At 45.2% G+C, this 16,123-nt stretch carries 15 protein-coding genes; 9 read left to right on the top strand and 6 right to left on the bottom strand.

Annotated features, from left to right (window positions below; all coding sequences use genetic code 11):
- Positions 1-44: 44 nt before the first annotated feature.
- From HYN46_RS00460 to HYN46_RS00450, 3 genes are all read right to left on the bottom strand, one after another.
- Complete coding sequence (locus tag HYN46_RS00460) at positions 45-1,061, bottom strand: putative 2-aminoethylphosphonate ABC transporter substrate-binding protein (protein WP_114897614.1); 1,017 nt, start codon at positions 1,059-1,061, stop codon at positions 45-47.
- A 364-nt stretch (positions 1,062-1,425) separates the two neighbouring features.
- Positions 1,426-2,193 carry a UTRA domain-containing protein gene (locus HYN46_RS00455; protein ID WP_114897613.1) on the bottom strand — a complete coding sequence of 256 codons (768 nt, stop codon included), beginning with the start codon at positions 2,191-2,193 and terminating at the stop codon, positions 1,426-1,428.
- A 433-nt stretch (positions 2,194-2,626) separates the two neighbouring features.
- Positions 2,627-3,403, bottom strand: coding sequence for a DeoR/GlpR family DNA-binding transcription regulator (locus HYN46_RS00450; RefSeq protein WP_114897612.1), 777 nt, complete (start codon positions 3,401-3,403; stop codon positions 2,627-2,629).
- Positions 3,404-3,580: 177 nt separating this feature from the next.
- Between HYN46_RS00450 and HYN46_RS00445 the strand changes: the two genes are divergently transcribed.
- From HYN46_RS00445 to eutC, 4 genes are all read left to right on the top strand, one after another.
- The gene (locus HYN46_RS00445) at positions 3,581-4,924 is read left to right on the top strand and encodes an aspartate aminotransferase family protein (protein ID WP_114897611.1); all 1,344 of its coding nucleotides are present in this window, start codon (positions 3,581-3,583) and stop codon (positions 4,922-4,924) included.
- A 556-nt stretch (positions 4,925-5,480) separates the two neighbouring features.
- Entirely contained in the window at positions 5,481-6,848 is a 1,368-nt protein-coding gene (eat, locus tag HYN46_RS00440) for an ethanolamine permease (protein WP_114897610.1), read from the top strand.
- Positions 6,849-6,858: 10 nt separating this feature from the next.
- Positions 6,859-8,292 carry an ethanolamine ammonia-lyase subunit EutB gene (locus tag HYN46_RS00435; RefSeq protein ID WP_114897609.1) on the top strand — a complete coding sequence of 478 codons (1,434 nt, stop codon included), beginning with the start codon at positions 6,859-6,861 and terminating at the stop codon, positions 8,290-8,292.
- Positions 8,282-9,100: an ethanolamine ammonia-lyase subunit EutC gene (gene eutC / locus HYN46_RS00430; RefSeq protein WP_114897608.1), complete on the top strand. Its 819-nt coding sequence runs from the start codon at positions 8,282-8,284 to the stop codon at positions 9,098-9,100. Before HYN46_RS00435 ends, eutC begins: the two co-directional genes overlap by 11 nt.
- Before the next feature lie 152 nt (positions 9,101-9,252).
- Here eutC and HYN46_RS00425 read toward each other — a convergent pair whose 3' ends face one another.
- Positions 9,253-10,317, bottom strand: coding sequence for a helix-turn-helix domain-containing protein (locus tag HYN46_RS00425; RefSeq protein WP_162818041.1), 1,065 nt, complete (start codon positions 10,315-10,317; stop codon positions 9,253-9,255).
- 564 nt (positions 10,318-10,881) lie between these two features.
- On the opposite strand from HYN46_RS00425, the gene HYN46_RS00420 reads away from it, so the two are divergent.
- From HYN46_RS00420 to HYN46_RS00410, 3 genes are all read left to right on the top strand, one after another.
- Positions 10,882-11,613 (top strand): hypothetical protein, encoded by a 732-nt coding sequence (locus tag HYN46_RS00420; protein ID WP_162818040.1) that lies wholly within the window; start codon positions 10,882-10,884, stop codon positions 11,611-11,613.
- On the top strand, positions 11,610-12,317 hold the full coding sequence (locus tag HYN46_RS00415; protein ID WP_114897605.1) for a hypothetical protein: 708 nt from the start codon (positions 11,610-11,612) through the stop codon (positions 12,315-12,317). Before HYN46_RS00420 ends, HYN46_RS00415 begins: the two co-directional genes overlap by 4 nt.
- Positions 12,318-12,385: 68 nt before the next feature.
- The gene (locus HYN46_RS00410) at positions 12,386-13,672 is read left to right on the top strand and encodes a DUF445 domain-containing protein (RefSeq protein ID WP_114897604.1); all 1,287 of its coding nucleotides are present in this window, start codon (positions 12,386-12,388) and stop codon (positions 13,670-13,672) included.
- An 84-nt stretch (positions 13,673-13,756) separates the two neighbouring features.
- Here HYN46_RS00410 and HYN46_RS00405 read toward each other — a convergent pair whose 3' ends face one another.
- Both HYN46_RS00405 and HYN46_RS00400 read right to left on the bottom strand, forming a co-directional pair.
- Positions 13,757-14,113 carry a DNA transfer protein p32 gene (locus HYN46_RS00405; protein WP_114900487.1) on the bottom strand — a complete coding sequence of 119 codons (357 nt, stop codon included), beginning with the start codon at positions 14,111-14,113 and terminating at the stop codon, positions 13,757-13,759.
- 152 nt (positions 14,114-14,265) lie between these two features.
- On the bottom strand, positions 14,266-14,895 hold the full coding sequence (locus tag HYN46_RS00400; protein WP_114897603.1) for a TetR/AcrR family transcriptional regulator: 630 nt from the start codon (positions 14,893-14,895) through the stop codon (positions 14,266-14,268).
- Between the two features lie 124 nt (positions 14,896-15,019).
- On the opposite strand from HYN46_RS00400, the gene HYN46_RS17205 reads away from it, so the two are divergent.
- Both HYN46_RS17205 and HYN46_RS00395 read left to right on the top strand, forming a co-directional pair.
- Positions 15,020-15,175, top strand: a complete 156-nt coding sequence (locus HYN46_RS17205) for a hypothetical protein (protein ID WP_162818039.1) — start codon at positions 15,020-15,022, stop codon at positions 15,173-15,175.
- Between the two features lie 43 nt (positions 15,176-15,218).
- Positions 15,219-16,082 (top strand): metal-dependent hydrolase, encoded by an 864-nt coding sequence (locus HYN46_RS00395; RefSeq protein ID WP_114897602.1) that lies wholly within the window; start codon positions 15,219-15,221, stop codon positions 16,080-16,082.
- The last annotated feature ends 41 nt before the right edge of the window (positions 16,083-16,123 follow it).

Raw genomic sequence — 16,123 nt, 5'->3', positions numbered from 1 at the left:
GCATCTGTCTATGCCCAAGCGAATACACATGACGTAGAGTTTGATTAATTGGGCGCACTCTTACCGGAATAACGTTTGTTCCATTCACTAAGGATTCGTTCACGATTCTTAGATGCCCAATCAAAATTATTAGGAATCATGAGCGTATTGATATTTGCGGGTCGGAACTTCACGGGCTTGGCAACGCCAGGATAAGCGACCACGGCAAATTGTTGAGAATATTGCTCATTTGCTTCTTTACTTGCGACCCAGTCCATAAACTTCTGAGCATCCGTTAAGTTCTTTGTCCCTTTCACGATTGCTGAGGACTCTAGATCCCACCCCAAGCCTTCTTTAGGAAAAACGATGTCGATCGGTGCACCTTGCTGTTTCAACAGTGCAGCACGATATCCAAATGAAATACCGATAACAGCTTCACCTTGTGCAACCATCTTGCAGGGCTTTGATCCTGAATGAATATACTGAGCCATGTTCTTATCCAAGGCATCCATATATGCCCAGCCTTTTTGCTCACCCATCATTTGCAACCATGCAGAAACGTCGAGGTAACCTGTACCACTTGACGATGGATCTGGCATCACGATAGTTCCTTTATAAATCGGTTTAGTCAGATCTGCCCATGATGTAGGTATCGGTAAACTACGCTTCTTCAACTCAATCGTATTTACACATACTGCTGACTCCCATGCATCCATTCCAACCCAAGTGGGTACTTTCTTTGGACTTACATATTTTTTGGTCAACTTATCGACGCCCAAAGGCGCATAGGGCTGTAACATATCCTGTTGATCCATCAGCATTAAACTAGTAAGAGCCACACCAGCAATGACATCCGCCTTAGGATTACTTTTTTCTGCGAGTAATCTTGCAGTGATTACCCCTGTTGAATCACGTACCCACTTAATATTGACCTCGGGGTGAGCTTTTTTAAAACTTGCCTCATAAGGTGGTAGTTGATCAGCTTCAAGTGAGCTATAAACCGTTATTTCCCCCGCTCGAGCAAGATGTGTAGAGAAAATGGCACTCATGCTTGCCATGATACAAAGATGTTTGAATTTCATACTCAACCCCTCAATTTTGACCCAGTCATTTATCTTTTGTTCAAGTTCGACTCAATTTGAATCTGGTTCGAACCAGTTATCTTGATTAAGCAATCCCCGTGCCAAATTTCTTATTTTTGGAATTAATTATTTATTCATATTATTTAAATGGTTATCTTTTTTAATTAGTCAGCATTTAGTGATGCTCTTTTATTTTATGAAACATACAGTTTTTCATTGCACAATTATTGCAATGCTGTTTTGGTGCATTCCGCACCAATTTTGGACATAAAAGGAAAAATGGAGCCTTTCTTATGTGTTGTACTCAATAAAAAAACCAGCTATTTTTGATAGCTGGTTTTTTTATAAAAAATTAAGCGGTTGATCATTCGTTAGTCTTAAAAATTGAACTCATCAAAGCACTCTCATCTTTGTGGGCTTCCAATGAAATCTCTAATGCATCATGAACCCAATACTCTTGATCAACGTTAGTCACGCGCCCGAATTGATCATAGCTGTTGCGACCAATATATAAACCGAGTGTTCCTGGCGTGACCAACAAATGACGTGCTTGAAATGCCCCTAATGAAGCGGGATACAGATTAATATTGACTCGGACTAATTCCACACCATAGTGCTTGTACATAATTTCAGTCAATGAGTCTGTGAGTGGCTTATCTAAGAAGTCAGGAAATAGCGCTGCATTAACCCGTACATGCTCGATAAACACCATTCGCCCATCCACAAAGCGTTTCCGCCAAATCGAATAGACAGGACCGCCAACTGCAATATTCAATCGCTCAGCCGCCCACTCTGAAGCCTCAATTAATTCTGCAGAAATCAACTCGCTTTTGGGTACGCGTCCTTGTGCAGTCACATACTGCATAAAACTTTCCGTACTCCGAGGGTTGTAGATGATACGCTTTGGCGTCACAAACCAGCCGCGACGGTCAAGGCGATAGATCAGTCCCTCCGTTTGAAGCGCCAGCAAAGCATCACGAATCGTCACCCGCGCGACGTCAAATGATTCTTGCAGTTCGCGCTCCGACGGCAACTTATCACCGGACTTGAACTCTCCTTTTTCGATTCGTGTTGCTAAATAATCACGCACGACCAAATACTTTGGTGTGTGGTTTGCCGCTACTTCAGACATGCTTATCGCTCACTAAAACCGCACTATGCTATATTCATTATTTAGAGAAATGATTATTCTTTAATCACTAAAGCAGACGATACCGCTTTCAGTCTTATTTAAATCCGAGAAGATAAGAGGAAAACTCAAACTGCAAATCACAGATCAGGATTTGAATCACTGCATGATGACATATATCAGGACTCCCCATTTGATCATGCACTGCTGTCGAAAGTCACCCATCATAATAGATTGTATTCTTGAGTTCATGATCATCTCGACCAAACGTAACGATACACTTTAGCTTTTTAGAAAAAAATAACGGCTTAGAGGGTGGTCAATATTGATACAAAATCCTGATACTTTTGCTGTGTTTTCTTTAAAGCTAAAAAATAAGTTTGGCAAAAGCTCAAAGCAAAAAATATACCATTCTGTATCTAACAATTGAATGACACTATGCAAAAACGATTTGTTTCATATGCTTTTTATAGTCTGCAAAATTAATTTCTTGCTCTGCTTTGCTATTTGTAATCAGACTTGTTATTTCGTGGCTTTTAGCATATTGAACTCGACTCACCACGTTCAACTTACTATGATCCGCTAAAATCATGAGTTGCTTACTCTGCTGAACCATCATCTGCGCGATATATGCTTCTTCACTATAAAAACTGGTAGCGCCCTGTAGAGGGTCAATCCCAACTGGGGAGAGTAATGCGGCATCAGCACGATATCGCGATATCTCCTGAATGACCAAATCACCTTGTGTATGAGGTCGCTGTTGCACACGTCCGCCCAATAAAATGACCTCATGATTGAGAGGCTCAGACTCCCTAGCGACCGTTAGATTGAGTACAGCCTGTAAACTATTAGTAATAATGGTCAAACCTGATAATGAGCGTAACTCTTCTGCCAAAATAGATGTCGTGCTGCCTGCATCTATGAATATTGTTTGCCCAGCATGTAGATACTGAATTGCAGCACGAGCAATAAGCCGCTTTTCTTTTGCCATCAGTGTATTGCGAATATGTAAAGGCGCTTCAATCACATTACTATCTACGGCAACGATCCCGCCATGTACGCGCCGTGCAGCGCCTAATATTTCTAACTCAATAATATCCCGCCGAGCTGTTTCACGTGAAATATCCAGTTCGTTGACAATACGATCAGTTGTAACACTCTGAAACTGTTTAAGTAAGGCTTGAATCCGATGCAAACGCTCTTGCTGAAGCATGTGAGTGCTCTTCATACCATAAAGATTCGATAGTAATCCTGAAATCCCGAAAAGTGAATCAAAATGTGTATAAAAATGTATTTGTGTATTTTATTGCATTTTATAAAAGAACTATTTATTATGCGTCCCATACAGCATTACGCCTTCATCCTGATTCAAATTCATTAGGGGCTCCCCATGGTTACTCGTTCCACAATTATGGATACAAACAGTTTTCGTTCAGAACATGCTGAAGCACTTGATACGGATACACGAAAACTTACTGATAAACGCAATAAAATCTTAGGTGAATCTTACCGTTTGTTTTATCGCAACCCTGTGCACTTGGTACGGGGTGAAGGGCAGTATTTATGGGATGCTTTTGGCACTAAGTACCTAGATGTTTATAATAATGTGGCTAGCATTGGGCACTGCCATCCTGCGGTAATCGACGCTGTCAATGCACAAATGAAAATGCTTAATACGCATACGCGTTATTTGCACGAAGGAATTTTGGACTACACGGAACAACTACTTACAACGTTTCCTCAAGAAATTAATCGTGCAATGTATATGTGTACAGGCTCTGAAGCCAATGATTTGGCGATTCGTATCGCACGCCAATATAGCGGAGGTACAGGGATTATTGTGTCTCAAGAAGCGTACCACGGCACCAGCGACTTAACTTCAGGATGCTCGCCTGCGTTGGGCACTGGCCAAACATTAGCGAATACAACGCGTTTAGTTCCTGCACCAGATGCTTATCGCGTGAATACTCCTGATCTTGGTGAATGGTTTGCCCAACAAATTCAGACTCAAATTGATGATATGAAAGTTCATGGCATTAAATTTGCTGGTTTCTTAGCTGATTCTATTTTTTCCTCAGATGGCGTTATGCCAAACCCCATTGGTTTCTTAAAAAAAGCCGTGGATGTCGTCCATGCCAATGGCGGTATTTTTATTGCTGATGAAGTACAACCAGGTTTTGGACGTACTGGAGATGCCTTTTGGGGATTTGCACGCCATGGCGTAGTTCCCGATGTGGTGACGACCGGCAAACCCATGGGTAACGGAATTCCTGTGTCAGGCTTATTTGCAAAAAGTGATGTCCTTTCAGCATTTAGTGACCAAACACCTTATTTTAATACTTTTGGCGGTAACCCCGTAGCAATGGCAGCAGCTCAAGCAGTATTTAAAGTAATCCAAGAAGAGCAACTACAAGCACACAGCAAGAAAGTCGGTACCTTGCTACAAGCGGAACTGACAAAGCTCATGAACAAATATGAGTGTGTGGGGGATGTACGTGGTGCAGGTTTATTCATCGGTTTCGAGATCGTCAAAGATCGCATCTCTAAAGAGCCTAACAAGGCATTCGCTTTGGATTTAATTGAAGAGCTACGTAATACGCATCATGTATTAACATCCGTGGCAGGTCCCTACGGCAACGTATTGAAGTTACGTCCACCTTTTGCATTTCAAGAGTATGATATTGATTGGCTAGTTGGCGCTTTAGATAAATCAATTGCAAAACTTCAAGGCTAATTTGTTTCCTTCATATTGAATGAATGCCTTCTTGATGATCAACAAGGCATTCAAAAAAATTTTAATTATCGATAATTAATAATAGCTTTAGCCTTTACAAGCTGACAAAGCTTTTGTCAGGATCATAATGCTTACCAATTGCGCTCTAAATTGGTGCAAAACGCTCAAATAAACATGACCGGTGCGATACTTTGAGGGCGCTTCTATTTGAATCAACAAATTATCAGATCACAAACTCCCAAAAAAAACTATGTATATCATTTATTTATATAAATATTTTATATTTTCGCACATTGGCACAATAAATGCTTATATTGGTTTTCTGGTTCGAACCAGAATAGCCGAATTTAAGTACATCATTGCTGTCGAAAAATGAGTGCCATCTTTCTACACATCTTGAAGATGTAGATCGCTCTCACATGAGTAAAGCAATCGTTGAATCAAACTCGTACTACTGATTAACAAATTCCGCACTGATAAATAACCGTAACAAGTAGGAAAGAAACCGTTGAGTTATTACTTGACGTCAAATGTTTTTTATTCAAGGGGATACTGCATGTCCACACTACATCTTAAACAAGTCTTAGGCCCTGTACAGCTCTGGGGCATCGCCGTCGGTTTGGTTATTTCCGGAGAGTACTTCGGCTGGAGCTATGGTTGGGCTTCAGCGGGAACGCTGGGCTTTCTACTCGCAACCTTGTTGGTGGCTGCGATGTATACCACCTTTATTTTTAGTTTTACCGAGCTGACCACCGCGATTCCCAATGCAGGGGGGCCCTTTGCCTATGCACACCGTGCTTTTGGCGAGAAAGGGGGCTTTCTTGCAGGTTTTGCAACCTTGGTTGAGTTTGTCTTTGCACCCCCTGCTATTGCTCTGGCGATTGGTTCGTATATCAATGTGCAATTTCCTGAAGTCAATTTTAAAGCGGTCGCAGTAGGCGCTTATCTCTTGTTCACGTTTTTGAACTGGATTGGTATGCGTATCGCGGCGATGTTTGAGTTGGTGGTGACGTTACTGGCGATCGGTGAGTTGCTGATGTTTATGGGCGTGGTGTCTCCAGGTTGGTCCATGACTAATTTCGTGGCTCATGGCTGGGCCGGTGAAGACCATTTTTCAAGTCTGGCTTTGGCGGGTATCTTTGCTTCTATCCCTTTTGCGATTTGGTTTTTCCTCGCGATTGAAGGTGCAGCTATGGCGGCTGAAGAGGCGAAGGAGCCTTCTAAAACCATCCCTAAAGCGTATATCGCTGGGATTCTAACCTTACTCTTTCTGGCCTTTGGTGTCATGGTTATGGCGGGTGGCGTAGGCGATTGGCGTCAGTTTGCTAGTGTGAATGATCCATTGCCACGGGCGATGAAGCTGGTCGTGGGTGATAACAGTGGCTGGCTGCATTTATTGGTCTGGATTGGCTTGTTTGGGTTAGTGGCGTCTTTCCACGGGATCATTATGGGTTATTCTCGGCAGATCTTCGCATTGTCACGCGCAGGTTATCTCCCTTCAGTTTTTGCTTCATTGCATCCTAAGTTCAAGACGCCATCATGGGCATTGCTTGCAGGCGGTGTGATTGGGATTTTGGCGATCTTTAGTGATAGTGCGATTCAGTTCGCGGGACAAACCCTGACGGCGAATATCGTGACTTTATCGGTGTTTGGTGCCATTGTGATGTATATGGTGTCAATGGCGTCTCTCTTAAAGCTACGTCAATCAGAACCCGATCTGATCCGTCCATATCGTGCGCCGTTTTATCCGGTTTTTCCGATCATTGCATTGGTGCTTGGCGCGGTGTGTTTGATTGCGATGGTCTATTTTAACTTCAAGCTGTTTGTGTTATTCATGATCTTGATGGCCATTGCTTATGCCTATTTTTGGGCGACCAAAGCGAAGCGGATAAACGTGGCTTGGGATAGTCGGGTGGTTGAGTAAGGAATCCACGATGACAAGCTATCAAACTACACTGGCCGGTCAGGTTTATCATTTTGCCGATTTACGCGATGTGATGGCTAAAGCCAGTCCACCCCGTTCAGGCGATGTATTGGCAGGTCTTGCTGCGCGATCCTCGATGGAGCGGATGGCGGCGAAGTTTGTACTGGCTGATTTACCGCTTAAAACCTTTCTCAATGTTGCTTTGATTCCTTATGAGTCTGATGAGGTGACGCGTCTGATTATGGATAGTCATGACGCGCTGGCTTTTGCACCTGTTGCGCATTTGACGGTGGGGGGCTTTCGCGATTGGTTACTAAGCCATCAAGCCAATACCCAAGCCTTGACTGCCTTAGCGGATGGGTTAACGCCAGAAATGGTTGCGGCGGTCAGTAAGATCATGCGCAATCAAGATCTGATTGCTGTTGCGGCGAAGTGTCAAGTCATTACTCGGTTTCGTAATACCTTAGGTTTACCCAATACCCTCGCGGTGCGTTTGCAACCCAATCATCCGACCGATGATTTACGGGGGATTGCGGCATCTACCTTGGATGGTTTGTTGTATGGCGCTGGTGATGCGGTGATTGGGATTAATCCCGCTTCAGATAGCATGCCGATTTTGGGACAGCTCTCGTATTTATTGGATGCTTTGATCACTGAGCATGAGATCCCGACCCAGTCGTGTATTTTGACTCATGTGACCAATACCATTCAGTTGATTGAACAGGGCGTTCCTGTGGATTTGGTCTTTCAATCGGTCGGTGGTTCTGAGACGGTGAATCGTTCTTTTGGGGTGTCGCTGTCGATTTTGGATGAAGCACACGATGCGGCACAGTCCTTGAAGCGCGGTGCGTTGTTGAGTGATGCGCATGGATTAAGCCATGGTCAGAATGTGATGTATTTTGAGACGGGTCAGGGCAGTGCGTTGTCAGCCAATGGCCATCATGGTGTAGATCAACAAACCTGTGAAGCACGTGCCTACGCCGTTGCAAGGCGCTATAAACCGCTGCTGGTGAATACGGTGGTGGGTTTTATCGGGCCGGAGTATCTGTATGACGGCAAACAGATTGTTCGAGCAGGATTGGAAGATCATTTCTGCGGCAAGTTACTCGGGCTGCCGATGGGTTGTGATATTTGTTATACCAATCATGCTGAAGCCGATCAGGATGATATGGATAACTTGATTGTGCTCCTTGCTACGGCAGGTCTAACCTTTATGATCGGGGTGCCTGGCGCGGATGACATCATGCTGAATTACCAAAGTACCTCTTTCCATGATCAGCTCTTTGTGCGTGAGACTTTAGGCAAGAAACGGGCTCCAGAGTTTGAAACGTGGCTGCAAAAGATGGGGATGACGGATCGCACAGGTCATCTGATCCCACCGACACAGAGTAGTCGTTTATTACGCGGCTTTGATCGTATGGAGGGGCTCAGTCATGTCAGCTAAGCGTATCCTCAATGCTGTTGATTCCCCTGTTGATCCCACGCAGCACGATAGTTGGGGCGACTGGCGGCAGTATACGCAAGCGCGTATCGCTTTGGGTCGCTCAGGGGAGTCTTTGCCGAGTGAGGAGGTGCTTAAGTTTGGATTAGCGCATGCGCAAGCACGGGATGCGATTCATACGCCGCTGGATACCGAGCGATTAACGACGGAATTAAAGCAGGAGGGCTGGGATACGCGGATTGTGCGTAGTCAGGCGACGGATCGGACTCAATACTTAGTGCGTCCTGATTTGGGGCGACGATTAGCGGTGGATTCGGCATTACTGCCAACATCGACAGGTTATGATGTGGGTTTTGTGGTAGGTGATGGGTTGTCGTCACTGGCTGTGCAGCGTCAAGTGGTTCCCTTTTTACAGGCGTTAAAGCCGATGCTGGCACCTCATCTGACGTTGGCGCCGGTGGTTGTCGCGACACAAGCGCGTGTGGCACTTGCGGATGAGGTGGGGGAGCAGTTAGGACTTCGTCTCGTGGTGATGTTGATTGGTGAGCGTCCTGGCTTAAGTTCTCCAGACAGTTTGGGGGTGTATTTGACCTATGGTCCCAAAGTTGGCAAACATGATGCGGAGCGTAATTGTATTTCGAATGTGCGACCTGAGGGGTTAGATTATCCTGCAGCTGCATTTAAGTTGAACTGGTTGATTGAGCAGGCGCTTAGTCGGCAGCTTACAGGGGTTAACCTTAAGGATGAGAGTGATTTAATGCTGCGGTCACATCAAGCTCACTTAAGTTTAAACGAAGTAAAGATGCAATAAATTGGTGTACTAATTTCAGTATGACCCTTTATTACTCCCCTACATATCCATGTCGGGGAAGTTCTTTTGTTTCTTTCTCAATGCAATTCAATGCCGCTCTCGGAATACTTCTTCTCTTCATCAATGCTATCAATACGTCTTTCTTTTCTGCCTTAATGCTCAGACGACTCGACATGATGCCCACGCAACTCACTGGGTGCCTTGCCCTTCACTCGCTTAAAGGCACGAGAAAAAACCGACGTTTCGCTATACCCTAACTTCTGGGCAATCTTGCTGAGGGGTAAATTGCTACTGATCAAGAGCAACTCTGCCAGCTCTATCCGAGCCTCTTTAATCAGTGCATTTAAATTACTGCCTTCAGCATTCAAACGGCGACTTAAAGTTCGTGTGGACATGGTGACGAGCCTTGCAATTTCTACGGCATCCGGCAGCTTGCCTTGCGATAGCAATTCGCTGATCAGACGACGGACCTGTAGTGTCACGGATTGCTGCTGTAAGGCATATTTCAGTCGCTGGGCCAGCATCGCATCAAGCGTCAGATGACTCGTACGATTCCGCGTTAATAACGGCTGATCAAGGATTCCACGGGTGATAATCAGTTGATTTTCGGCACAGCCGAACTGAGCAGAAATGCCCAGTACCGAACGAAAAGTTTCGATATCTTCAGTACTGCTATGTGCAAAATGCACCTCCATGCCAGTCCTGCCTATACCGGATTCTGATAACCAAGAGCCTCGGGTAAAGAATGCAATCTTGCTATAACTGCCCGCGATTAATTCCGTCAGTATTTCATTATGAGGGCTACCAAAGTCATGATAGCGACGGATTTGGATATGGGTTTTATCCCCGATGTTTTCACGGTGTAATTCAAAACCAGACAAAATCAACGGAAAATAGCGTAAGCCCACATCCACTGCCTCGCCAAGCGTATCCGCAGTCATCGCTGCCATGCCCATGACATGAACCGTCACTGGTACATGACGTAAAATCTGGATAACACGCGGCTCGCCTACACTCAGATGCTCCTGAATGATTTGGATGAGTTCAGAAAATTGATTCAGATTCAGCAATGCGTCTGCGTGCTGTAATATCTCTGGACTGACATGACAACGGCTGTAGATCTGCGCAATATCCCCTTGCTTAGCACGCACCAGTGATTCCGTTAACTCTAACCATTGAATGGGAAAAGTATAATCACGAGACATAGAACTCGACATCACCATTCTCCTCGCATCCATACCACTTCATTTTTATTATTTACCTTTCATATGCAACAACATCATAACGATGATTTTCATCATAGCGTTCTTTATTAGCGAAGAACGCAGTCATCGCACGCATTGACCTGATCTTTAGTCGCCAATGCATGACATATGTCGCCAATTCACTCTGTATACAGAGCCCCTTGCTAGAACTCAAATTAGAAATCGTATATATATGCTCATCGATTGACCAAAGATGGTCAATCGATGTTCTTCCAAGATGCGTCGTGATGACTCAATAAAACTGTAATAAACAAAAATTTGAAAAAGCAAAAGGATACTCAATCAACAGATGTTCGCACATATTGACGCTGCGCTATCCATAGACCAGAACTAACACTTCCCCAAGCTGACTGTGATTAATCTTATCTGATTGCAGGTACGCTATAGATTTTCTGTTGAAGCCCGTCACTCTACGAACATGTTTTGTTTGAACATCTGATCTTTGTGAATATCAAAAGATCAGATCATTTTCCTGCTGCTTGAGGAAGCAAATTGAACGTCAAAAGAATAATGATTGTGAGTGCAGGACTACTACTGATAGTCGCCATATTCAGTGGAGTCTATGCAGGCTGGTGGGTACTTCATAATGCAGACGCAAGGCTCACCCTAACCGATCAAGCCGCCCAAGTGATGATCCCGAACGCTGTGCCTGTGAAGGCCGATATTCTTACAGACTTGGACGTGATGCTAAATGGTAGCATCACAACCACAGTTCCCATTGATCAGACCGTACAGGTTCCGATACGCGATACGTTGCATGTGATTGCAACGCTAGACAATGATGTCCCCATCAAAATGAATGTGCCGATTCACGATGTCGTCCCTGTAGATCAGATTGTCCATGTCGACTCTAAAGTGGATGTGATGGTACTTGGACGTACGCTAAAGCTGCCCATCCGCGGGGATGTGCCGATCAAAGCGCAAGTGCCGATTAATCTGGATGTTCCGGTCGATCAAATGGTGCATTTAAAATTCACCGCACCAGCCGATGTCAAACTCTTGCAAGCCCTGTCAGTACCGCTCAAGACTGATATTAAAACAACGATCCCACTGCATAGTGCGATGAAGATTCCAGTGAGATCCTCCCTGCTTGCCAATGTGTCGATCACGGATCCTCTGGATGCCATCGTGACGCATGCTGATCTGCGTCTGCCATTGAACACACTGAAGCTCAATTTTGGTAACGCCCCCCATCACAGCGCTCAAAATATAGACGCATCGGCTCAGCCTCAAGGACAAGCACAATGATGGGTCGTATCGTACTCATCGGTTGGGCTGCTTTAGCCATTATCGTCATAGGATTATTCTTGGGCTTTCAGCTGTATACGCATATCCTTGCGGGTCTGACGTTATCGGACCAACCCGGTTTTTTACAACTACCGAAAAGTATCACCGGAACAGCCTCTGCGACCAATGACATTGCGATCAAACTCAGAGGCAGAATTGACGCCGAGGTTCCTGTTAAACAAGACCTACAATTGCCATTGCATGGGATATATCAGGCCAATATCGCCTTAGATACTCATGTGCCTTTACGCTTTACCATTAATTATAAAGGGGATGTCGATGTTCATGCTTATGCGGATATTGTCGGAACAACGGAATTGGTCACCCAGCGACATTGGTATCTACCCACTTTTCCTTTAAAGGCTAGAGTCCCTTTAGATTTTAAACTCCCGATTTCACTTGTAGTTCCTGTCGACACCCAAATTCGCTTTGTTTATAACGGCCCGCTCACACTTAAGCTCAACCAGACCTTGACTAGTCCAATTGACACGGTGCTGCGCACCTATTTGATGGTCGACCGTGATGTCAGCACCCCCATTCTCGCCAGTTTCGGCATGCGTTTTTATCCACCGCAAACGCCTCTCCCTGTACTGGTGAAGTATGCTGACCTCAAGCTCCCTTTAAGCAGTCTAAGAATACAGCGCACCGGGCAACATGATCGGTAAGAAAAAAGAACGACGTCATCTTAGATAACCATCACAAAACAATTTAGAAATATAAGGAAATCATAACAATGCAAACATGGTCAGAAATCGTTGTTGATGTTCAACAAAATTGGTGGCTCTACGCCTCAATGCCCTTTGTTGCTGCCATCATTGGTTATGGCACCAAGATTGTGGCGATTAACATGATGTTTAAGCCCATTGAGTTCTTAGGCATCAAACCCTATCTCGGATGGCAAGGCATAGTGCCTCGCAAGGCTGCGATCATGGCGGGTATCGCCTGCGATACCATGACGACCAAGCTGCTTCGCCCTGAAGATATTTTTAATAAACTCGACCCTGACCGTATCGCCAAAGAGATTGAAAAGCCTTTACTGGCGGCGATTGAAGACATTACGCGTGAAGTGGCAGCACACTACTCGCCCGGTCTATGGGAAATTGCCCCAGAGTCGGTTAAAAATAAAATCATTCATCGCATTCAAGATGAGGCACCCTCCATCGTCAGTAACATCATGAATGATATCAAATCTAATCTCGGCACCGTATTTGATTTGAAGGACATGGTCGTCACCAGCCTGCTACGCGATAAACAGCTCTTGAACCGAATCTTTCTCGAAGCAGGCAGTGGAGAATTTCGTTTTATTCGCAATTCTGGGGCATTTTTTGGTTTTGGCATCGGGATTGTACAAGCCGTGACTTGGGCACTGACGCACTCCCCTTGGGTGATGCCGATCTTCGGTCTGTTCACAGGTTGGTTTACAGACTGGTTGGCGCTGAAAATGGTCTTTAATCCCAAGAACCCAACCAAATATCTAGGTGGACTTATTCAATGGCAAGGCTTATTTCTCAAACGTCGTCATGAGGTCTCGACCGAATATGGACGCCTCATCGCCAAAGAGGTGGTTACACCGCATAATATTATTGATTCAATTCTGCGCGGCCCCCTCTCTGATCGACTCTTTAGCATGGTGCAAAAACACGTCCAGCTTGTTGTCGATGAGCAATCTGGTATAGCCAAACCGTTTGTCGTTTTTGCCGTTGGCAGTGGTCGCTATCAGGAAATGAAGCTACTGGTTGCGCAAGAAATTATTCAGCGCTTGCCTGAAACACTGAAAAATATTGAGCAATATGCTGAAGATGCCATGGATCTGGAACGAACACTCGCCAGCAAAATGACTGAACTGAGTCTAGAAGAGTTTGAAAACTTACTGCATCCTGCGTTTCAGCAAGACGAATGGATACTGATCACCGTCGGTGCAACACTCGGTTTTCTGGTCGGGGAATTACAGGTCTTTGTGATGGAACATCTGGCTCATCATGCACCAACAGCTGCGGCTGTTATTCATTCCGTATCCTAACCAGCAGGTATCCCAGATGGGGATAAGATGGTATCTGAGCCTATACCCCTTTTGAAAGTACGTATTCAAAAGGGGCTGTTGTCATTATTTCTTATCTGCAATCGCTGTCCCGGCACCACCACCAATTGCTGCGCCAATCGCCGCACCTGAGCTGCCACCCAGAATGTTTTCACCGACTATCGCACCTAAGCCACTGCCGACAGCACCACCAACCGCAGTACGGTTATTGGCACCAGCTGCCTTGCTGCCGAGACCTGCACCAATAGCACTTCCAAATGCAGAACCTGTCGTACCACCCATATTATTACCAATAGTCGCACCAGCCGCGCCGCCTAACGCTGCTGCACCCATACGTTGTTGTGAGGGATCTGCTGCACAGGCTGTTAAAAGCGCCGCTGCAGAAAACGCCAAACTGATCGCAAAAATTTGTTTAGATTTCATTTGAGTATCCATCATTTATATCAAAAAAAGAAAAATTTATAACCCAATTAATATAACTGTTTATACGATGTACAAAGAATTATTGTTTTGTCATTGCTTGGGATGATTTTGTTAAGCAACCGCTCACTACTCCCCAAATAGCATGATATGGCCTAAGATCCGAGTTCCAATCGATCAAGCAAGCGCGGATCAATTCCTGTGTGCGGATTCATCGTAATCACCGTCCGCAGGGTCGCAGCCAGCATCACAATAATCATGGTTGCGAACTGCTCACGTGGAAAAGCTTTTTGTTCAAGCCAGGCCAGCATCGATTCATTGAGAAATCCAACCCAACCATACATCGCGCTATAGAGCTCAGGGCCAATGGGATGATTAACATTTAAAGCCATCATCACCCGCTCTGCGCCTTCCCAGCGCAATTTCATGACAATCTGCCTAACTTCCTCATCCGCCCCAATCCCGCCCCGCATCAAGACCCGAAAGCCAACTGCATGTTCTTCAAGATAGGCAATATGGCGACGGATACCAACCTGTAAGGCAATCGCCATATCATCTTGCTCAGGAGGCCTATCTCGCACAGCACGGAGTTGATCCGCCATCGCTTGCATCGAGGCGACATAAATCCCCCGTTTTGATCCGAAATAATGAGCAACCAGACCAAATGCAACACCAGCACGTTGCGTGATATCGGCGATGGAAACCGCATCAAACGGGCGCTCTGCAAATAAAGCTTGAGCAGCATCTAAGAGTAATTCACGGCGGTCAGGCGCAATCGCAGGCATAAAAAGTCCAGAGTCAAAAAAAGCATTTTGCTGAAATAAAAATCAATGTTGATTTTTAATCAATAGCGTATTACAGTAAAGTTGATTCAAAATCAATATAGCATAATTTGAATCGGGAGGCGTCATGCAGCGGACTAAAACCCATGATTTGAAAGATAAACGTATCCTACTCACGGGCGCATCCAGTGGGATTGATATCGGTTCAGAACAGGTGATTAATCCTGATATTGCCAAGCGTATACTGTTGGATAAGCGCATTCAGGACTCATCACAAATTTAATAGAAAAATACTGCATTAAACTCAACATCACCTGAGGTTTATCATGTCTACAGCTCTTCAAACAACGCTCGGCACACCCGACATCCCCGTACGGCGGATGGGTTTTGAATTTGACGATGCGATTCCAAAATTCTGGTTCGAACAAAATTCTTATCTTTCCATGCTGATGACTGCCCTGTCTTGCACCTTCCCAGAAGGTGAACGGATGTTTATCCGTGCAGTACGGCGTTTTCAAGACGGCATTCGTGACCCGCAATTACAGCAAGACGTGCGTGCTTTTATCGGTCAGGAAGCCAATCATGGCAAGGAACATGAAGCTTTTAATGCATTTATGGCGCGCAAAGGATTGCCGATCGATGATGTCATGGCCTTCGTGAAGAAAGGCATCGCGTTTCAAGAGAAAAGACTGTCTCCCGAGCGTATGCTGGCAAAGACCTGCGCGCTGGAGCATTTCACCGCACTCTTCGCAGAAAAGATTTTAAGTTCGCCAGAGCTGCTGGAAAAGATGGATGAGGGTCTGCGTCCATTGTGGTTATGGCATGCCATTGAAGAAAGTGAGCACAAATCAGTCGCGTTCGATGTCTATCAGGAGCAAGTGAATAACTACTGGCTACGGGTGAGCGAAATGGCGACCGTCTCAGTCTTATTTACCTTCTTCACGGGACTACATACGGTTGAATTACTCCTTGCGACCCATGAGCTTAAAAATACGACAGCCATGCGCAAAGCATTCACTACCCTCCTCGGTAAGAATGGGTTCTTTAGAGGGATGCTGCCACATTATTTGGCGTACTATCGCCGTGATTACCATCCTGCACAAGTCGATAGCAGCGCACTACGCAATCAAGGATTGGCATTGCTCAAACAACTGACCAATAATGCAGTTCCTCAAGCATTGTTTCATTGATCAGATGACTGATGGATGGTGTATGAAGTCATCCATCAGCC

This window comes from Aquirhabdus parva, from assembly GCF_003351745.1.
GTDB classification, from domain to species: domain Bacteria; phylum Pseudomonadota; class Gammaproteobacteria; order Pseudomonadales; family Moraxellaceae; genus Aquirhabdus; species Aquirhabdus parva.
This window is presented reverse-complemented; position numbering and strand designations above follow the sequence as displayed.